The organism is Pseudomonas taeanensis MS-3, from assembly GCF_000498575.2.
Lineage (GTDB): Bacteria > Pseudomonadota > Gammaproteobacteria > Pseudomonadales > Pseudomonadaceae > Aquipseudomonas > Aquipseudomonas taeanensis.
In genome coordinates, this window is record NZ_AWSQ01000002.1 from 102,375 (window position 1) to 122,743 (window position 20,369).

At 64.3% G+C, this 20,369-nt stretch carries 13 protein-coding genes; 7 read left to right on the forward strand and 6 right to left on the reverse strand.

Annotated elements, in window-relative coordinates:
* Window positions 1–123: 123 nt before the first annotated feature.
* From TMS3_RS08625 to gcvH, 5 genes are all read right to left on the reverse strand, one after another.
* Entirely contained in the window at window positions 124–1,500 is a 1,377-nt protein-coding gene (locus tag TMS3_RS08625; protein ID WP_025164866.1) for an L-serine ammonia-lyase, read from the reverse strand.
* Between the two features lie 83 nt (window positions 1,501–1,583).
* A complete protein-coding gene (glyA, locus tag TMS3_RS08630) occupies window positions 1,584–2,837 on the reverse strand; it encodes a serine hydroxymethyltransferase (RefSeq protein WP_025164867.1) in 1,254 nt (417 codons plus the stop codon).
* A 60-nt stretch (window positions 2,838–2,897) separates the two neighbouring features.
* On the reverse strand, window positions 2,898–4,274 hold the full coding sequence (locus tag TMS3_RS08635) for an alanine/glycine:cation symporter family protein (RefSeq protein ID WP_025164868.1): 1,377 nt from the start codon (window positions 4,272–4,274) through the stop codon (window positions 2,898–2,900).
* Window positions 4,275–4,571: 297 nt separating this feature from the next.
* Window positions 4,572–7,433 carry an aminomethyl-transferring glycine dehydrogenase gene (gcvP, locus tag TMS3_RS08640; RefSeq protein WP_025164869.1) on the reverse strand — a complete coding sequence of 954 codons (2,862 nt, stop codon included), beginning with the start codon at window positions 7,431–7,433 and terminating at the stop codon, window positions 4,572–4,574.
* A gap of 10 nt (window positions 7,434–7,443) precedes the next feature.
* A complete protein-coding gene (gene gcvH, locus TMS3_RS08645; RefSeq protein ID WP_025164870.1) occupies window positions 7,444–7,827 on the reverse strand; it encodes a glycine cleavage system protein GcvH in 384 nt (127 codons plus the stop codon).
* Between the two features lie 554 nt (window positions 7,828–8,381).
* Here gcvH and TMS3_RS08650 point away from each other — a divergent pair.
* The 3 genes from TMS3_RS08650 to TMS3_RS08660 all read left to right on the forward strand — a co-directional run bounded on the left by TMS3_RS08650 (window position 8,382) and on the right by TMS3_RS08660 (window position 14,265).
* Window positions 8,382–10,157, forward strand: a complete 1,776-nt coding sequence (locus TMS3_RS08650; protein WP_025164871.1) for a DUF1302 domain-containing protein — start codon at window positions 8,382–8,384, stop codon at window positions 10,155–10,157.
* A 31-nt stretch (window positions 10,158–10,188) separates the two neighbouring features.
* The gene (locus TMS3_RS08655) at window positions 10,189–11,562 is read left to right on the forward strand and encodes a DUF1329 domain-containing protein (protein ID WP_025164872.1); all 1,374 of its coding nucleotides are present in this window, start codon (window positions 10,189–10,191) and stop codon (window positions 11,560–11,562) included.
* A 156-nt stretch (window positions 11,563–11,718) separates the two neighbouring features.
* Entirely contained in the window at window positions 11,719–14,265 is a 2,547-nt protein-coding gene (locus TMS3_RS08660; protein WP_083491730.1) for a LuxR C-terminal-related transcriptional regulator, read from the forward strand.
* A 211-nt stretch (window positions 14,266–14,476) separates the two neighbouring features.
* Here the strand turns inward: TMS3_RS08660 and TMS3_RS08665 are convergent, their stop codons facing one another.
* A complete protein-coding gene (locus tag TMS3_RS08665) occupies window positions 14,477–15,280 on the reverse strand; it encodes a SirB1 family protein (RefSeq protein WP_025164874.1) in 804 nt (267 codons plus the stop codon).
* 193 nt (window positions 15,281–15,473) lie between these two features.
* Between TMS3_RS08665 and TMS3_RS08670 the strand changes: the two genes are divergently transcribed.
* The 4 genes from TMS3_RS08670 to TMS3_RS08685 all read left to right on the forward strand — a co-directional run bounded on the left by TMS3_RS08670 (window position 15,474) and on the right by TMS3_RS08685 (window position 20,031).
* Window positions 15,474–16,496, forward strand: coding sequence for a Leu/Phe/Val dehydrogenase (locus TMS3_RS08670; RefSeq protein WP_025164875.1), 1,023 nt, complete (start codon window positions 15,474–15,476; stop codon window positions 16,494–16,496).
* Between the two features lie 128 nt (window positions 16,497–16,624).
* On the forward strand, window positions 16,625–17,722 hold the full coding sequence (gene pdhA, locus TMS3_RS08675; RefSeq protein ID WP_025164876.1) for a pyruvate dehydrogenase (acetyl-transferring) E1 component subunit alpha: 1,098 nt from the start codon (window positions 16,625–16,627) through the stop codon (window positions 17,720–17,722).
* The gene (locus TMS3_RS08680) at window positions 17,712–18,698 is read left to right on the forward strand and encodes an alpha-ketoacid dehydrogenase subunit beta (protein WP_025164877.1); all 987 of its coding nucleotides are present in this window, start codon (window positions 17,712–17,714) and stop codon (window positions 18,696–18,698) included. The genes pdhA and TMS3_RS08680 overlap by 11 nt, the downstream gene beginning before the upstream one ends.
* Window positions 18,699–18,921: 223 nt before the next feature.
* The gene (locus TMS3_RS08685; RefSeq protein ID WP_025164878.1) at window positions 18,922–20,031 is read left to right on the forward strand and encodes a dihydrolipoamide acetyltransferase family protein; all 1,110 of its coding nucleotides are present in this window, start codon (window positions 18,922–18,924) and stop codon (window positions 20,029–20,031) included.
* Window positions 20,032–20,369: the final 338 nt, after the last annotated feature.

Sequence of the window (20,369 nt, forward strand, 5' to 3'; positions counted from 1 at the left end):
TCCAGGTTCTAATGTGCCGCGAGATGCGCGAAGGGTTTGGGCTGTTGTAGGAGCGAGCTTGCTCGCGATGCGTTCAATAGCCGATCGCGAGCAAGCTCGCTCCTACGGGATGGGTGAGGCCTATCAGCATTCGATGATGTTGACCGCCAGGCCGCCGCGGGCGGTTTCCTTGTATTTGCTCTTCATGTCGGCGCCGGTCTGGCGCATGGTGCGGATCACCTTGTCCAGCGAGACGAAGTGCTGGCCATCGCCGCGCAGGGCCATGCGTGCGGCGTTGATCGCCTTCACCGAGCCCATGGCGTTGCGTTCGATGCAGGGCACCTGCACCAGGCCGCCGATCGGGTCGCAGGTCAGGCCGAGGTTGTGCTCCATGCCGATCTCGGCGGCGTTCTCCACCTGCGCCACCGTGCCGCCAAGGACTTCGCACAGGGCGCCGGCCGCCATGGAGCAGGCCACGCCGACTTCGCCCTGGCAGCCGACTTCGGCGCCGGAAATCGAGGCGTTTTCCTTGTAGAGGATGCCGATGGCGGCGGCGGTGAGCAGAAAGCGCACCACCGCGTCGTCGTTGGCCCCGGAGATGAAACGCATATAGTAGTGCAGCACCGCCGGCACGATGCCGGCCGCGCCGTTGGTCGGCGCGGTTACCACGCGGCCGCCGCTGGCGTTCTCCTCGTTGACCGCCAGGGCGTAGAGGTTGACCCAGTCGAGCACGCTGAGCGAGTCGCGCAGCGCGGCTTCCGGGTTCTTGCACAGCTGACGGTAAAGCGCGGCGGCACGGCGTTTGACTTTCAGGCCGCCGGGCATGATGCCCTCGTGGTGGCAGCCGGCTTCCACGCAATCCTGCATCACCTGCCAGATCTTCAGCAGGCCGGCGCGGGTTTCCGCTTCCGGGCGCCAGGCCGTTTCATTGGCCAGCATCAGCTGGCTGATCGAGAGATTATGCTCGGCGCAGTGGGCCAGCAGCTGCTTGCCGGTGGTGAAGGGGTAGGTCAGCGGCGTGCGGTCTTCGACGATGCGGTCGGCGCCGGCCGCCTCCTCATCGACCACGAAACCGCCGCCCACCGAGTAGTACTCGCGCGCACGGATCTGCAGGCCGGCGTCGTCGAAGGCGCGGAAGATCATGCCGTTGGGGTGATAGGGCAGGGGTTTCCTGATCATCGCCAGGTGTTCTTTTTCGACGAAGCGAATGGCTTTCTCGCCGAGCAGATTGAGTACGCCGGCTTTGCGCATCGCCGCCAGGCGCGGCTCGACGGTCGTGGTGTCGACGCTGTCCGGCAGCTCACCCTCGAGGCCGAGCAGCACGGCCTTGTCACTGCCGTGGCCCTTGCCGGTGGCACCGAGCGAGCCATACAGCTCGACTTTAAGCGATGCGGTGCTGTTGAGCAGGTCGTCGCGGCGCAGGCCTTCGGCAAAGCGTGCGGCGGCGAGCATCGGCCCGACCGTGTGCGAGCTGGAGGGACCGATGCCAATTTTGAACAGGTCGAAAACGCTGAGTGACATGCTGAGCTCCTGCTTCTGGTCTTGTTGACGCTCAGGCATGGGACCCGCCCACGCCTGACTGTCAGCATAAGAAGCCTGTGTATTTATTCAGCGTAGACCGGGAAGGCGGCGCACAGGTCGGCGACCTGACCACGAACCCGTTCGATCACGCTGGGGTTGTCCAGATCGGCGAGAATGTCGCAGATCCAGCCGGCCAGTTCGCGGCATTCGCCTTCCTTGAAGCCACGGGTGGTGACTGCCGGGGTGCCAATGCGCAGGCCGGAGGTAACGAACGGCGACTGCGGGTCATTCGGCACGGCGTTCTTGTTCACCGTGATGTGCGCGGCGCCCAGCGCTGCGTCGGCGGCCTTGCCGGTCAGGCCCTGCTTGATCAGGCTGAGCAGGAACAGGTGGTTGTCGGTGCCGCCGGAGACCACGTCGTAGCCGCGGCCGATGAACACTTGCGCCATGGCCTGGGCGTTGTTGATCACCTGCGCCTGGTACTGCTTGAAGCTCGGCTCCAGGGCTTCCTTGAAGCACACGGCCTTGGCGGCGATCACGTGCATCAACGGGCCGCCCTGGGCACCGGGGAAGACTGCAGAGTTGAGCTTCTTCTCGATCTCGGGATTGCTCTTGGCCAGAATCAGGCCGCCACGCGGACCGCGCAGGGTCTTGTGGGTGGTGGTGGTGACCACGTCGGCGTAGGGCAGCGGGTTGGGGTACAGGCCAGCGGCAACCAGGCCGGCAACGTGGGCCATGTCGACGAACAGCAGCGCACCGACCTTGTCGGCGATGGCGCGGAAACGCGGGAAATCCAGGGTCTTGGAGTAGGCGGAGAAGCCGGCCACGATCATCTTCGGCTGGCACTCGACGGCCAGGCGCTCGACTTCGTCGTAATCGATCAAGCCATCGCCATTGATGCCGTACTGCACCGCGTTGTACAGCTTGCCGGAGGAGCTGACCTTGGCGCCATGGGTCAGGTGACCGCCATGCGCCAGGCTCATGCCGAGGATGGTATCGCCGGCATTGATCAGCGCCAGGTACACGGCGCTGTTGGCCGAGGAGCCGGAGTGCGGCTGGACGTTGGCGTAGTCGGCGCCGAACAGTTGCTTGGCGCGATCGATGGCCAGCTGCTCGACCACGTCGACGTGCTCGCAGCCACCGTAGTAGCGCTTGCCCGGATAACCTTCGGCGTACTTGTTGGTCAGGCCGGTGCCCTGGGCCTGCATCACCGCCGGACTGGTGTAGTTTTCCGAGGCGATCAGTTCGATATGGTCTTCCTGGCGGCACTCTTCCGCCGCGATGGCGAGGGCCAGGGCCGGGTCGTAGTCGTTCAGGGTCAGGCTTTTGGAGAACATCGGGAGCGGTCCTGTATTAAGGGCGCGACCGCTTAAACGGTCGCGCCATGAGGGCAGTATTTAGCGTTGTGCGGCTGCGGCAGCGACTACGCTGCGGTCACGAGCGAAGTATTCTTTGGTCAGCTTGACCACGATCGGGCTGAGCAGTAGCAGGGACAGCAGGTTGGGGATGGCCATCAAACCGTTGAGGGTATCGGCCAGCAGCCAGGCGAAGTCCAGCTGGGCGACGGCGCCGAACGGTACGGCCAGGACCCAGATGATGCGGAACGGCATGATTGCCTTGGTGCCAACCAAGAATTCCCAGCACTTCTCGCCGAAGTAACTCCAGCCGAGGATGGTGGTGAAGGCGAAGACCACCAGGGCGATACTCAACAGTGCGCCGCCGTAGCCGGGCATGGCCGATTCGAAGGCCGCCGCCGACAGGGCCGCGCCGCTGACGCCGCTGGTCCACACGCCGGAGGCAATGATCGCCAGGCCGGTCATGGTGCAGATGACGATGGTATCGATGAAGGTCCCGAGCATGCCAATCATCCCCGAGCGTACCGGGCTGTTGGTGGTGCCGGCGGCCTGGGCGATACCGGCGGTGCCGAGGCCCGCTTCGTTGGAGAAGATGCCACGCGCCACACCGAAACGGATGGCGGCCATGACCGCTGCGCCGGCAAAACCACCGACTGCGGCCACTGGCGAGAAGGCATGGGTGAAGATCAGCGCGAAGGCGCCCGGAATGGCGTCGGCGTGAACCACCAGCACCACAATGGCGGCGACGATATAGGCCACGCACATGAACGGCACCAGGGTCGCGGCAACTTTACCGATACGCTTGATACCACCAAGGATCACCATGCCGACCAGCAGCATGCTGACCAGACCGGTCAGCCACAGCGGGATGGCGAAGGTGGTTTCCAGGGCATGTGCCATGCTGTTGACCTGGACCATGTTGCCGATACCGAAACCGGCCAGGCCGCCGAAGATGGCGAACGCGGTGCCGAGCCACACCCACTTCTTGCCCAGGCCATTCTTGATCGCATACATCGGCCCGCCGACGTGCTCGCCACGGTCGTCGGTCTCGCGGTAATGCACCGCCAGCACCACTTCACAGTACTTGGTGGCCATGCCGACCAGGGCGGTGCACCACATCCAGAACAGCGCGCCGGGGCCGCCGAGGAAGATTGCGGTGGCCACACCGGCGATATTGCCGGTACCCACGGTGGCCGCGAGGCAGGTCATCAGCGCCTGGAACGGGCTGATTTCGCCGCTGGCATCATCGTCTTTCTTACGGCCTTGCCACATCAGGGCGAAGCCCGCGCCGATCTTCGACAAGGGCATAAGTTTCAGGCGCAGCATGAGGAACAGACCGGTGCCGAGGATCAGCGCCAGCATGGGCGGCCCCCATACCAGTCCGTTGATTTGATTGGTTAGATTGCTGATGAATTCCATGTAGCACCTCTTTCTTGTTGTATGTGCACGGGGATGACCCGTGCCGGATAAGGGCTTGTGTGCGGTTTTGCCGCGATGGGATTTCTGAATCGTTAGGGGTTCGCGCGTGGGCGCAATGAGCTGTTGCAGGGAGGCGGCATGCACCATGGGTTTGCCGACACAGGAAACATGCCGCTCCCCTGCAAACGCTGTCACGGTCGCCGATAAAGCGCAGCGACCTTAATCCCGTAGCCCGGATGTAATCCGGGGATTGCCGTTAAACGCTCCCTGATTGCATCCGGGCTACGGGTGGAGCCGTTAAGCCTCCTGATAGGCCTCGATGGATGGGCAGGCGCAGACCAGGTTACGGTCGCCGAACACATTGTCGACCCGGCCGACCGGCGGCCAGTACTTGGCTTCGATCAAGGAGGCCACTGGGTAGACCGCCTGTTCGCGGCTGTAACCGTGGGTCCACTCACCGACCAGCTCGGCCGCGGTATGCGGCGCGTGCTTCAGCGGGTTGTCCTCGGGGTCCAGTTCACCGCGTTCCACCGCGTGGATTTCCGCGCGGATGGCGATCATGGCGTCGCAGAAGCGGTCCAGTTCTTCCTTGGATTCGCTTTCGGTCGGCTCAATCATCAGGGTGCCGGCGACCGGGAAGGACATGGTCGGGGCGTGGAAACCGAAGTCGATCAGGCGCTTGGCCACGTCGTCGACGCTGATGCCGCTGGTTTCTTTCAGCGGACGCAGGTCGAGGATGCACTCATGCGCAACCAGGCTGTTGCTGCCGGTGTAGAGCACCGGATAGTGCTCTTCCAGGCGACGGGCGATGTAGTTGGCGTTGAGGATCGCCAGCTGCGAGGCACGCTTGAGGCCCTGGCCGCCCATCATGGTGATGTACATCCAGGTGATCGGCAGGATGCTGGCGCTGCCGAACGGTGCCGCGCTGACTGCACCTTCCTTGCGCGCCATCTTCTCGTGGCCGGGGAGGAAGGGGATCAGGTGCGCCTTGACGCCGATCGGGCCGACGCCAGGACCGCCACCGCCGTGCGGGATGCAGAAGGTCTTGTGCAGGTTCAGGTGCGACACGTCGCCGCCGAACTGACCCGGTGCGCAGAGGCCGACCATGGCGTTCATGTTGGCGCCGTCGATGTACACCTGGCCGCCGTTGTCGTGGACGATCTGGCAGATTTCGCGGATGCCTTCCTCGAACACGCCGTGGGTCGACGGGTAGGTGATCATCAGTGCGGCGAGGCGCTCCTTGTGTTCCTCGGCCTTGGCGCGCAGGTCGTCGATGTCGACGTTACCGCGTGCGTCACAGGCGGTCACCACCACGCGCATGCCGGCCATGCTGGCGGTCGCCGGGTTGGTGCCGTGGGCCGATTGCGGAATCAGGCAGATGTCGCGCTGATCGTCGCCGCGGCTGCGGTGATAGGCACGGATCGCCAGCAGCCCAGCGTATTCGCCCTGGGAGCCGGCGTTCGGCTGCAGCGACATGCCGTCGTAGCCGGTGGCGGCGCAGAGCATGGCCTCCAGTTCAGTGGTCAGCTGAGTGTAGCCCTGGCTCTGCTCGGCTGGTGCGAAGGGATGCAGGTTGCCGAACTCGGCCCAGGTCACCGGAATCATTTCGCTGGCGGCGTTGAGCTTCATGGTGCAGGAACCCAGCGGAATCATGCTGCGGTCCAGCGCCAGGTCCTTGTCGGCCAGCTTGCGCAGATAGCGCATCAGCTCGGTTTCCGAGTGATAGCGGTTGAACACCGGGTGCGTCAGGATCGCCGACTGGCGCAGCAGCGCCTGTGGCAGTTGGCTGGCGACAGTGGCGGCCAGCTCGGCGAAGTCCGGGCTCTGGCCCGGCTCGGCGAACACTTGCCACAGACGCTCGACGGCGGCCTGGTTGGTGGTTTCGTCCAGCGACAGACCGAGGCGCTCGCCATCGATCTCACGCAGGTTGATGCCCAGGGTGCGCGCCTTGGCGTGCAGTGCGGCGGTCTTGCTGCCGGTGGCCAGGGACAGGGTGTCGAAGAAGCTCTGTTGCTCAACGACTAGGCCCAGCTTGGCCAGACCCTGGGCGAGGATCGCGGTCAGCTGGTGCACGCGCTTGGCGATGCGAGTCAGGCCCTGTGGGCCGTGGTACACGGCGTACATGCTGGCGATGTTGGCCAGCAGCACCTGCGCGGTGCAGATGTTGCTGGTGGCCTTCTCGCGGCGGATATGTTGCTCGCGGGTCTGCATGGCCAGGCGCAGGGCCGGCTTGCCGAAGCGATCGACCGAAACACCGACCAGGCGGCCCGGCATGTCGCGCTTGAACGCATCGCGGGTGGCGAAGTAGGCGGCGTGCGGGCCGCCGAAACCCAGCGGCACACCGAAGCGCTGAGCGCTGCCCAGGGCTACATCGGCGCCGAATTCGCCGGGCGGCGTGAGCAGGGTCAGGGCCAGCAGGTCGGCCGCGACCGCAACCAGCGCCTTGGCGGCGTGGAAGCGCTCGACCAGTTCGCGGTAGTCGAAGATGTCGCCGTTGCTCGCCGGGTATTGCAGCAGGGCGCCGAAGTAGGCGCTGGCGTCAGTGATTTCGCGCTCATCGCCGATTACCACTTCGATACCCAGCGGCTCGGCGCGGGTGCGCAGCACGTCGAGGGTCTGCGGGTGGCAATGCTGCGAGGCGAAGAAGGCGTTGCTGGCCTTGTTCTTCGACAGACGCTTGCAGAAGGTCATGGCTTCGGCGGCGGCGGTGGCCTCGTCGAGCAGGGAGGCGTTGGTGATCGGCAGGCCGGAGAGGTCGCTGATCAGGGTCTGGAAGTTCAGCAGGGCTTCCAGGCGGCCTTGGGAAATTTCCGGCTGGTAAGGGGTGTAGGCGGTGTACCAGGCCGGGTTTTCCAGCAGGTTGCGCAGGATCGGGCTCGGCGTGTGGGTACCGTAGTAACCCTGACCGATATGGGTGCTGAACTGCTGGTTCTTTACCGCGATGGCCTTGATCTTGGCCAGGGCGTCGGCTTCGCTGAGACCCGCCGACAGCTCGAGCACACTGCTGCCCTTGATGCTCTCGGGGATCACGCTGGCGATCAGCGCGTCGAGCGAGTCGTAGCCGAGCTGTTCGAGCATGTTGGCGGTATCGGCCTCACGCGGGCCGATATGCCGGGGAATGAATTCGTTGGCGGTGCCCAGATCGATTGCTTCAGTCATGCCGGCTACCTCAGGCGTCGTCGTTGGCTTTCAGCAGGCGGTCGTAACCAGCCTGGTCGAGCAGTGCGGCCACGGCTGCCGCGTCGGTCGGACGGAAGCGGAAGAACCAGCCTTTGCCCAGCGGATCTTCGTTGACCAGCTCGGGGCTGCCGTCCAGCTCGGCATTCACTTCGACGATTTCGCCTGCCAGGGGCATGGCGATGTTGCTGGCCGCTTTGACCGATTCCAGCACCGCGACTTCGTCGCCCTCGCCATAGGTCTGCGGCTCCGGCAGTTGTACGAACACCACATCACCCAAGGCTTCCTGGGCATAAGCAGTGATGCCGACTGTGACCAGGCCATCTGCGTCTTGACGCAGCCATTCGTGATCAACGGTAAAACGCAACTCGCTCATGTGAACTCCTCAAGTAGGGGGCTCGCCCGATTCTTGTGCGGGCGATGATCAAGGTGCTCGTGCCAGGCAGCGAGCGCTTGGGGGATAAACGTTAGCAAGGGTGGTGCCATTGTTATTTTTTTCAATTAAATCAATGTGTTATGTTTATTTTTGGGAAATGTTCGAGTCTCTGTTGTATTGAATTCGATACGAATGCTGCAGATGGGACTGCTGAGCCCGCGGAAAGGCCCGAGGTGTCGCGGGCTGGCTGCTTTGTGTCGCTTTCGTTACGTTGTATTGATTTAGATACAGCGTGGCTTCGGCCGGGCGCAAAACCCCAGCCCAGAAGCCTGGCTAGCGTGGGCGCTCGCCGGAGTGGCGGGCGCGCACAGGTATTCATCCGGGCAATAGCGGGGCATCCAGTCTGCGCATGCGCCAGCGGCAAGCGCCGCTGCAGCGAGGGGTTCACTCTTTCGAGTGACAGGCCAAATACCTCTTTCGGGCGCTTATCCACGGGGAGGACGACTCGGTAGCGTGGAGCCTCAACACGAAACCGAGCTTTCCAGGAGAGCCGCATGACAACAAGAACAAGACATGCCTTCTTCCAACCGCGCGCACTGGCCGTAGCCGTAGCTGCCACCTTGGGCTGTGTCGCACAGGTCGAGGCGCTTACCTTCAATGTCGGTGAACTAGAAGGTCAGTTCGACTCTGCGTTGTCAGTGGGTGCCAGTTGGTCGGTGCGCGGGGCGGACCCGGACTTTGTCTCCACCGCCAGTGGCGGTAAGGCCTCTTCGCGCACCTCGGACGATGGCCGGTTGAACTTCAAGAAGGGGGAGACCTTCTCGAAGATCTTCAAGGGTATCCATGATCTCGAGCTGAAATATGGTGACACCGGCGTTTTTATCCGCGGCAAGTACTGGTACGACTTCGAGACCAAGGACGAGCACCGGTTGTTCTACGACATCCAGGACCACAACCGTAAGCAGGCCGCGCAATCTTCCGGTGCGGAGATCCTCGACGCCTTCATCTACCACAACTACACCATCGGCAACCTGCCCGGCAGCGTACGAGTCGGCAAGCAGGTGGTCAGCTGGGGCGAGAGTACCTTCATCCAGAACTCGATCAACTCGATCAACCCGATCGACGCCGCCGCCTTCCGCCGTCCTGGTGCGGAGATCAAGGAAGGTCTGATCCCGGTCAACATGCTTTACCTGTCGCAGAGCCTGACCGACAGCGTGAGCATGGAAGCCTTCTACCAGCTGGAGTGGGACCAGACGGTGGCTGACAACTGCGGGACCTTCTTCTCCACCGCCGACGTGATCGCCGATGGTTGTGAGGACCGACTGGTGGTGTTCGGCCCGGACCTGCCGCCGGGTGAGTCGAACAACAGCTTCGCGCCGGGGGAAAACGTCTACATCCCGCGTGCCGGCGACCGTGATGCGCGTGACAGTGGCCAGTACGGGGTTGCCCTGCGTTGGTTCGCCGAGCAGCTGAATGACACCGAGTTCGGTCTCTATGCCCTGAACTACCACAGCCGTGGTCCGGTGTTCAGCACCATTCGCACCACCACCCCTTCGCCGGCCTTCATTCCCGGCGCGCCGAATGCCCGCTATTTCGTCGAGTATCCCGAGGATATCCGTCTCTATGGCCTGAGCTTCCAGACCAATGTCGGTGGCACCGCATTGTCCGGTGAGGTCAGCTACCGGCCGAACATGCCGATGCAGATCAACTCCACCGATCTGTCCTTCGCCGCCCTCGGCTTACCGGTATCGCCAGTCTTTACCAGCGGGAGCGCGCAGAACGTCTCCGGTGGCGATATCCACGGTTACGAGCGCAAGCCGTTCACCCAGGCGCAGATTACCGCGCTGCAGTTCTTCGACAGGGTGCTCGGCGCTAGCCGCCTGACCGTGATCGGCGAGGTCGGCTACAACCACATCAGCGGCATCAGTGACGATGTGGGCGAGCTGCGCTTCGGTCGTGACCCGATTTTCGGTGCCGGCGAGTTCAGTGCGCCGGGGGTGTGCGCCGCGTTCAACTCGGCCAATCCCGATGAGTGCCAGGGCGATGGCTTCTACACCAGCAACTCCTGGGGTTACCGCCTGCGCGCCAGCGCCGATTACAGCAACGTGGTTGCCGGGATCAACCTGACCCCGAGTGTCTCCTGGTCGCATGACGTCGACGGTTACGGGCCGAATTTCAATGAGGGCAGCAAGGCCGTGAGCATCGGTCTGAGTGCCGATTACCAGAACACCTATAACGCCAGCCTCAGTTACACCGACTTCTTTGGCGGTGAATACAACACCGTCACCGACCGCGACTTTGTCGCGCTCAGCTTCGGCGTGAACTTCTAAGCGGCCAGGAATCATGAGGAAGACCATGCACATGAAAACAAGCAAAAGACTGTTGCAAACCAGTGCCCTGACCCTCTCGCTGCTGGCTTGCAGTGTCATGGCCGCGGTGTCACCGGACGAGGCGGCCCAGCTGGGCGCCAGCCTGACTCCGCTGGGTGGCGAGAAGGCCGGCAATGCCGATGGCTCGATTCCCGAGTGGACCGGCGGTCTGCCGGTCGACGCCGGCAGTGTCGACGGAAAAGGCTTCCTGAGCGACCCATTCGCCAGTGAGCAGCCGTTGTTCACCATCACTGCGGCCAATGCCGATCAGTACAAGGACAAACTGTCTGCTGGGCAATTGGCGATGCTCAAGCGTTACAGCGACAGTTACAAGATCCCGGTCTATCCGACCCATCGCAGCGCTGCGGTGCCCGATGAGATCTATGCCGCAGCGAAACGCAGCGCCCTGAATACCACCAGTGTCGACGGTGGCAACGGTCTGCAGAACTTCAGTGACAGCCACTACTACGCCTTCCCAATTCCGAAGAGCGGGGTCGAGGTGGTGTGGAACCACATCACCCGTTACCGCGGTGGTAACGTCAAGCGCCACATCACCCAGGCGACCCCGCAGACCAATGGCTCCTACAGCCTGGTCAAGTTCGAGGACGAGATCGCGTTCCCCGCCGACATGCCCGACGTCGACTCGGAGAAGACGAGCAATATCCTGCTCTATTTCAAGCAGCGGGTGACCGCACCTTCGCGCCTGGCCGGTAACGTGCTGCTGGTGCATGAGACCATCGATCAGGTCAAGGAACCGCGCCTGGCGTGGATTTACAACGCCGGCCAGCGCCGCGTGCGGCGTGCTCCGCAGGTGGCCTACGACGGCCCGGGTACTGCTTCTGACGGCATGCGTACCGCGGACAACTTCGACCTGTTCTCCGGCGCGCCGGATCGCTACGAGTGGAAGCTGGTGGGCAAGAAGGAGATGTACATCCCCTACAACAGCTACAAGCTCGATTCGCCCAGCCTGAAGTACGACGATGTGCTCAAGGCCGGCCACATTAACCAGGACCTGACCCGTTACGAGCTGCACCGGGTGTGGGAAGTCGAGGCCACGCTGAAATCGGGTGAACGGCACATCTACGCCAAGCGCCACATGTACTTCGACGAGGACAGCTGGCAGTTGGCCCTGATCGATCACTACGACGGTCGCGGTCAGTTGTGGCGCGTTGCCGAAGGGCATGCCCAGCAGTACTACGACCATAAAATGACGGGCTATACCCTGGAAGCCCTCTACGACATCGTCGCCGGTCGCTACCTGGCCCTGGGCATGAAGAACGAGGAGAAGATTTCCTACGAGTTCGGCTTCAAGGCCAGCGCCGCCGAGTACACCCCCGCAGCCCTGCGTAATGCCGGGGTGCGCTAACACCGCGCAGGTACATCGCTTCTCCATGTTTGGGCGGCCTTCGGGCCGCCTTTTTTATCGGCGGCTATAAGGCGCCGTGATACAGCTGTCGGCTCACCCATTTGGGGACTAGCCTGAGACGTCTCGGTCCTAGCACAACAATAATTACGAGCCGTCATGACCGCTTACGTCCCATCTTCGCCTCTCACCTTGCCGGTTTGTGGCAAGCATCTACTGCCGCGCCAGCCACCTGGGCATATGTCGCGCGAGCAACTGCAGCGCCGACTGTTGGCCCAGGATTGCCGACTGCGTCTGTTGATCGCCCCGGCCGGCTTCGGCAAATCGGTGCTGCTGGCCGATTGCGCCCGTGAGTGCCCAGCCGACTACTGTCCGCTCTGGCTCAATTGTGCCGGCCAGGCCTGGTCAGCGGCTGAGCTCTGTCGCCAACTGGCCGTCGTTCTCGGCTATCCGCAGGCCTCTAGCGAGGCGCAGCTGCTCGCTGCACTGGAGCAGGAGCCGCGCGCACTGTGGATCATGCTCAACGACTACCCGCGTGAGCCGGATAGCAACCTCGATGCCTGCCTTGACCGGCTGATCGGGGCTTCCGCTCCAGGCCTGTATTGGTGGCTTGGCAGTCGCCGACGACCTGCCTGCAACTTGCCGCGACTGTTACTGGAAGGCGAACTGTTCGAGTTGGGGCGTGAGGAACTGGCGTTCACGGCCGGCGAGGTGGCTTGCTGGTTGCAACAGGTGGATGCCGCGCGGGCCGACTGGGCCGATGCCTTGTTCACTCTGACCCAGGGCTGGCCGGCGGCCCTGCGCCTGCGCCTGCTGGCGGTGCACGGTGAGCGCGAGAATGGCGGGCCGCCGCTGTGTGAGGAACACGCAGCTCTGCTGCGTGACTACATCGAGCATGAAGTGCTGCATGATCTGCCGGCCGACCTGCTGCACGCGCTTTGCCAGCTGGCGCAGATTCCTCGCTTCAATGCCGAACTCTGTGAACACCTGCTCGGCGTGGGTGAAGGCGCTCAGTGGTTGCAAGCGTTGCGCGCACGCGGTCTGTTCATCGAGGAGGTCAATGACGCCGCGGACTGGCTCGAGGTTTTTCCGCCGCTGGCCGTCCTGTTGCAGCGTGCACAGTCGGCGGGGCCCTGCAGCAGCCTGCACTTACACGCCAGTCAGTGGTTCGCCGCCCAGGGCGATGTGCGCACCGCACTGGAACACGCGCTCAAGGCCGGACAGCCGGAGGTCGCGGCCAGCTTTCTCGAGCGGTTTACCGAAGAGCAGCTGCTACAGGGCCAGGATCTGGCGTTGATCCTGCACTGGCGCGGTGAACTGCCCGAGAGCCTGCTGGCCAGCACCCCGCGGTTGATCCTGTTGAATGCCTGGGCACTGTTGTTAGTGGGACGCCTGGACGAGGCGCAAGCCTGCGCCGACCAGCTGGAACGCTTCCAGCCGCGCGGCGATGCCGAGCGCATGCGTGAGCTGTTCGCCCAATGGCAAGCCTTGCGCGGTATTGCCGCCTACGGCCGGGGTTGTGCAGGCGAGGCTCGCAGTCACCTGCTCGAGGCCCTGGAGGTGCTTCCCGCAGGCGCCTGGGCGCAGGCCTTGCTGTGCCGCTCGGTGTTGACCCAGATGGCCATCGGCGAGGGGCGACTGGAGGAGGCGCAGTATCTCGGTTATGCGGCGCTCAAGCAGGCGCGAGGCCAGGGCAGTGCGGTGTTCGAGGCCTTGCTGGAGCTGGATCATGCCTTGTTGCTGGAGGCGCGGGGGGAATTCCTCCGCGCCCAGGAGCTGATGGTACGGGTGCGCGATCAGTTGGATGCGCAGCTGCTGCGACAGACCCCGGTCTGGGGGCGGATTTCCCTGCGACTGGGGCGCTTGGCGCTGCGCCAAGGTCACTTGGAGGAGGCCGCCAAGCGGCTGCAGGCGGGTCTCGACGAGGCCTTGCACTATGGCGACCCCGGCGCTTTTCACGGCTATCTCGGTCTGGCGGAGCTGGCGGCTTGCCAGCAGGATATTCCCGCGGCCTTTGCCCTGTTGGCCGAAGCCGAGCGCATGATGCAGCGCCAACGGGTGGCGGACAGCCTCTACCGCGGTGTCCTGCTGCTGGCCAGCAGCCATTTGTGGGTGTGGCAGGGGCATCATGAGCGCGCCCGCGAAGCAGTGGGCCGGGTCCTCGAGCACCGGCAGCGGGTTCAGGCCATGCTGCCACCCCCGCTGTTCCCCGAGCTGGTGCCGCGTTTGCAACATCTGCTGTTACGCCTCGACCTGGAACAAGGTGAAGATGTCCGCCAAGCACTGCGTGAGTTGCTCGATCAAGCGCTGACGCAGGGTCGCCAGGCGCTCGCCAGCGAGCTGTGGCTGAGCTATGCCGAGGCCAGCGCGGCGTGTGCGGACAGTGCGGCAGCGCTACACGCGCGGCAGGCTGGGCAAGCCCTGCGTCGGCAGCTGAATTACCACTGTGGCTGGTTCGAGGCGCAGGCAACCCAGGAGCCGCCCCGGGACGAAAGCTTGCCGGTGGCGGCGGAGGCGCTGTTGAGCTGCCGCGAGCTGACGGTGCTGGGGTTGATTGCCCAGGGCTGCTCCAATCAGGAAGTCGCCGAGCAACTGTTCATCTCCCTGCACACGGTGAAAACCCACGCCCGCCGCATCAACGGCAAGCTCGGCGTGGCGCGGCGCACCCAGGCGGTGGCACGGGCCAAGGTGCTGGGGTTGTTGTAAGGCCTGCTGGGCACCGCAGGCGACATCAGCCATCACCATCAGTCCCGTAGCCCGGGTTAGTCGCCTACGCGGTGCTTAGCTCCAACAACCTATCCCAGGCGGCGTAAGCCGACAGCGGAGCGGGTACCGACACTGAGCTGGGGTGCGCGGCGGCGTCAAATGCTGGGCTTCCCCGATCAGAGCGCACGCCGTTGACCCAGCTTACGGCCTGCTAGTGCAGCGCCGGAGTGGCGCTCAGCTGACGCAAGCGCTCGCCAAGCAGCATGCGCTGCGCCGGGTCATCGCACAGCAGCAGCGCGTGCTCCAGATCGAAGCGTTCGGCATGCGGGCATTCCAGGCGCTGGTACAGCTCGGCCCGGGCCAGGTGATCGGTGACCGTCGGTGTACCCAGTTGCAGTACGCGTTCGGCATCTTTCAAGGCCGCCAGATAATCCTCGGCCAACAAGTGCAACTGGCGCAGGTTGCGCGACAGCCGCTGCAGCATGTCCGTTGCTGTACAGCCTTGCAGGTGGCTGGCAGACAGTTCGACCTTGCTGCCGAGGTGTCGGCTCAGCAGTTCTCGGCAGTCACGGGGATACAGGCGGCGACCGCCGCACGGGTCGAGCAGGTGGTCGGCGCCGGGCACGCGCAAGAGGAAGTGACCGGGAAAATTTACTCCCTGCAAGGGGATTTCCAGACGCCGGGCCAGTTCCAGGGCAAGCAACGCCAACGACAGAGGTTGTCCTCGGCGACGCTGCAACACCTGGTGCAGCAAGGCCGCTTGTGGGCGTAGCGGGCTGCTGCTGTCTTCCTGGAAGCCCAGTTCGCTGAGGCGCCGCAGCAGCGGTTGCGCCAGCTCCTTGGCCGGCAACTGGGGCAGCCCGGCGCTGACCTGGTGTTGCAGGCTGGCCAGAGCGCCGAGCAGCTGTAACGGTTGCAGTGCCGGGTCATGTTCGGCGGCTATCCAGAGCGCCGCCTCGAACAGTGCAGGCGGCTCGCGGTCGAGGCAAGCTAGACAAGTCTGGCGCGGGCTCATGGACACCTCCTGTGATAGCTCAGTTGTAACCGGCTGCCTGCGCTGCGTCTAGGGCGGGTAAGCAGTTTATTGTCCGTCGGTCCGGCGCTTATGCAGACCGGCGTTGCTCGTCAGCGGGCTTATGCGTGGTCGGCCGGGCACCTTCAGGGACGCTGCCTATACTGGCTGTAATCATCAGCAAGGGAGCCGTAGCATGTTCGCCATCATGGAAACCGCACGGCTTGAGGCGCTGCACTTGGCGCAGGACCCGACCACGGGCCTCAAGGCGATTATCGCGATTCACAATACCCGCCTCGGCCCGGCACTGGGTGGCTGCCGGTACCTGGCGTATCCCGACGAACAGAGCGCGATTCGCGATGCCGCGCGGCTGGCCCAGGGCATGAGTTACAAAGCCGCCCTGGCCGGGCTCGAGCAAGGTGGCGGCAAGGCGGTGATCATCCGTCCGGCGCACCTGTCCAATCGCGGCGCACTGTTCGAAGCCTTTGGCCGCTTCATCGAAACTCTCAACGGTCGTTATATCACCGCGATGGACAGCGGCACCTCCAGCGCCGACATGGACTGCATCGCTCAGCACACCAATCATGTCACCAGTACCACCAGTGAGGGCGACCCGTCGCCGCACACCGCCATGGGCGTGTTTGCCGGGATTCGCGCGACCGCTTTGGCGCGCTTGGGCAGCGACGACCTGGAAGGCTTACGCGTCGGCATCCAGGGCCTCGGCCATGTCGGCTTTGCCTTGGCCGAGCAGTTGCACGCGGCGGGTGCCGAGCTACTGGTCAGCGATCTGGATGCCGGGCGGGTGCAGCTGGCGGTCGAGCAACTCGGCGCGCATCCGGTGGCGAGTGCGGCCTTGCTCGGCACACCCTGCGACATCCTCGCGCCCTGCGGTCTGGGGGGCGTGTTGAATGCCGAAACCGTGGGTCAATTGCGCTGTTCGGCGGTGGCCGGGGCGGCCAACAATCAGCTGGCCAGCGGCGATATCGCCGACACGCTACAAGCCCGTGGAATTCTCTACGCGCCGGATTACGTGATTAATTCCGGCGGCCTGATCTACGTCGCACTCAGGCACCGCGGCGAAAGCCTGACGGCGATTACCGCGCACCTGGCGAAGATCAGCCTGCGCCTGACCGAGGTCTACGCCCACGCCCAGGCCGACAAGCGCTCACCCGCGCGCGTCGCCGATGCCTTGGCCGAGCGTTTGCTGTACCCGGGGTGAGAGTGACGGCTTATGGCCGTGCCTCGATGCGTGGGCTGGCTGCCGACCCGCTACGCGATCCCGACCACCTCGAGGCCACAAGCCTCGGGAACCGATCAGACATTCACAAGGTGTCGAGGAGTCAAGCTATGCCCGACAGTCTGAAACTGCCCTATACCCGCTATCTCGACCCGGATGGCCACCTGCTCGGCACCTTGCCCGCCTGGGCCGATGATTTCGAGCTGCTCGGCCGCCTGTACCGGCAGATGGTGCTGACCCGCCTGTTCGATCAGAAAGCGGTGGCCATGCAACGTACCGGGCGCATCGGCACTTACGCGCCGACCCTCGGCCAGGAAGCCATGGGTGTGGCCATCGGCAGTTTGATGCAGCCCGAGGACGTGCTGGTGCCGTACTACCGCGACACCGCCGTGCAGTTGATGCGCGGGGTGAAAATGGAGGAAATTCTCCTCTACTGGGGTGGCGACGAACGCGGTAGCGCCTATGCCGACCCGGTGGTGGCGCAGGATTTTCCACTCTGCGTGCCGATTGCCACCCAGGCTCTGCATGCCTGTGGCGTGGCCACGGCGATGAAAATCCGCGGCGAGCACCGGGTCACCGTCACCACCTGCGGCGATGGCGCCACCAGCAAGGGCGATTTCCTCGAGGCGCTGAACGTCGCCGGCGCCTGGCAGCTGCCGGTGGTCTTCGTGGTCAACAACAACCAATGGGCGATCTCGGTGCCGCGGCGCATTCAGTGCGGCGCGCCGACCCTGGCGCAGAAGGCCATCGGCGCGGGCTTTCATGGCGAGCAGGTCGACGGCAACGATGTGCTGGCGGTCTACGAACGCATGCAGCTGGCCCTGGAACGCGCCCGCCAGGGCAAGGGGCCGGTGCTGCTGGAGTGCCTCAGCTACCGCCTCGGCGATCACACCACCGCCGACGACGCCACCCGCTACCGCAGCGCGGAGGAGGTCAAACAGGCCTGGCAGGAAGAGCCGATCAAGCGCCTGCAAGCCTATCTCGCCGCCCAGGGGGTATGGGACGAGCGCCGCGAACAGGCGCTGATCGCCGAGTGCCAAGCGCTGGTGCAGCAAGCGGTCGAAGCCTTCGAGGCGGCCGGCAATCAGGCGCCGGAGACTGTCTTCGACTATGTGTATGCGCAGTGGCCGGCGGTGCTGGCCGAACAGCGCGAGTTATTCCTGGAGCGCGCCGCACGCAGCCAGGGAGGGAATCAAGATGGCCAATGAGAAAATCAGCCTGCTGGAAGCGGTCAACCTGGCCCTGCACCGGGCCATGCACGAGGACGACAACGTCGTGGTGCTGGGTGAGGACATCGGCGTCAACGGTGGGGTGTTCCGCGCCACCGCCGGCCTGCGCGATGCCTTTGGCTTCAAACGGGTGATCGACACGCCGCTGGCCGAGACCATGATCGCCGGCCTGGCGGTGGGTATGGCGGCGCAAGGCTTGAAGCCGGTGATGGAAATCCAGTTCATGGGTTTTATCTACCCGGCCCTGGACCAGTTGGTGTCGCATGCCAGCCGCATGCGCAACCGTACCCGTGGCCGTTTGAGTTGCCCGCTGGTGCTGCGTACGCCGATGGGCGCCGGGATTCGAGCGCCGGAGCATCACAGCGAGAGCACCGAGGCGCTGTTCGCCCATATTCCCGGCCTGCGCGTGGTCATCCCGTCCTCGCCAGCGCGCGCCTATGGCCTGTTGCTGGCGGCGATCGACGACCCCGATCCGGTGATCTTCCTCGAGCCGACCCGGTTGTACCGGATGAATCCCCAGGCGCTGGCCGACGATGGCAAACGCCTGCCGCTGGACAGCTGCTTCACCCTGCGTGAAGGCAGCGACCTGACCCTGATCAGCTGGGGCGCCAGCGTGCATGAAACCCTGCAGGCGGCCGCACGGCTGAGCGAACAGGGGGTGTCCGCCGAGGTGATCGATGTCGCCTGCGTCAAGCCGCTGGACCTCGACACCCTGGAGGCCTCGGTACGCAAGACCGGGCGCTGCGTGATCGTGCACGAGGCGCCGAAGAGCTGCGGGGTCGGCGCGGAGATCGCCGCGAGTCTCTACGAGCGTGCGCTGCTGGATCTGCAGGCGCCGATCCAGCGGGTCACCGCAGCGGATATTCCGCCGCCGCTGTACCGCCTGGAGCAACTGTATATCCCCAGTGTCGAGGACATCCTCGCGGCCAGCGAGACGGTACTGAATTACGCATGAAGTCACGGGACGGCGTACGCCTTGTTGGGCTTCGCGGACTCAGTGCCAACCTACGGAACGAGATGGATGCTGTTCGCGTAGCCCGGATGCAATTCGGGGAAGTTTTGCGACCGCCCCCGGATTTCATCCGGGCTACAGGAGCGGGCCTTGGCCGCGATTGTCGGTGAAGTCAAAACTGCTTGCTGGGATGGCAAATAAAGAGCGGTGAAATCGGGAGAACACCATGAAATATTTCAAGCTGCCCGACCTGGGCGAAGGCTTGCAGGAAGCCGAGATCGTCGAGTGGCACGTCAAGGCCGGCGACGAGGTCAAGGCCGATCAGTTGCTGGTTTCGGTGGAAACCGCCAAGGCCATCGTCGATATCCCCGCGCCCTATGACGGTGTGGTGCTGAAGACCTTCGGCGCCGAGGGCGACATCCTGCATGTCGGCGAGCCGTTGCTGGCCTACGAGGGTGAGGCCGATGCCGGCACCGTGGTCGGGCGCCTGGAAGGTGGCGGCGAAGCCCAGGACGACAGCTTCTTCGTCGGCGCCGCGCCGTCCACCCGCGAGCACCTGGCGCCACGCGCGACCCCGGCGGTGCGGCAGCTGGCGCGGCAGCTGGGTGTCGACCTGAGTAGCCTCAGCGGCAGCGGCAGCGATGGCCTGATCACCCGGGCCGATGTCGAGGCTGCTACCCAGAGTGCGCGCGACAAGTTCGGCGGCGAGAAGCTGCGCGGCGTGCGGCGCAGCATGGCGATCAACATGGCGCGCTCGCATGCCGAGGTGGTGCCGGTGATGATCGTCGGCGATGCTGACCTGCACCGCTGGGCCCAGGCGCGTGACCCTCTGATACGCATCGCCCAGGCCATCGCTGCGGCCTGTGCGGTCGAGCCGATACTCAATAGCTGGTTCGACGGCAAATCGCTGTCGATCAAGCAGCATGAGCAGCTGGATCTGGGCATCGCCGTGGACAGTGCCGAGGGTTTGTTCGTGCCGGTGTTGCGTAATGTCGGCGCACGCAACGCCGAGGACCTGAAGGAGGGCGCTGCGCGCCTGCGCGCCGACGTCAAGGCGCGCTCGATCCCACCACAGGAGATGATGGGCGCGACTATTACCCTGTCCAATTTCGGCACCCTGTTCGGCCGCTACGCCAACCCCATCATCGTGCCGCCACAGGTGGCGATCCTGGGTGCCGGTGGTATTCGCGACGAGCCGGTGGCGGTCGATGGCAAGGTCGTGGTGCATCCAATCCTGCCGCTGTCGCTGACCTTCGACCACCGCGCGGTAACCGGGGGCGAGGCGGCGCGTTTTCTCAAGGCTCTGGTGCAGGCGTTGGAGGCGGCGGAGGCCTGAAGCCGAAGTCGTGCGCTTCATCACCGAGGCCACCTTGATCAATGGCCTGCGAGTCGCACGACAACGTTTAAATGTCTGTTCATCGAGGTCGTACCCAAGTGCCGCGATCCCTGTGGGGGGGGGGCGCCTGCGCCCGATAGCGCTGACCCTGCAAGAGCCGTTGCGCCGTAACCCCTCTGGTTGGGTCATCAGTTGCCGCTAATAGTGCAGCAGTTGCGTACCTGAGCGAGCGAGGGCGCGCGCAGTAGCGGCTCATCTTGCAATTTTAATGAACAGCCTCTTCGGCCTGGCTGCCTGTAAGTTGCGCCTCTGCCTTGTAGATAATCCTGCACAAGATG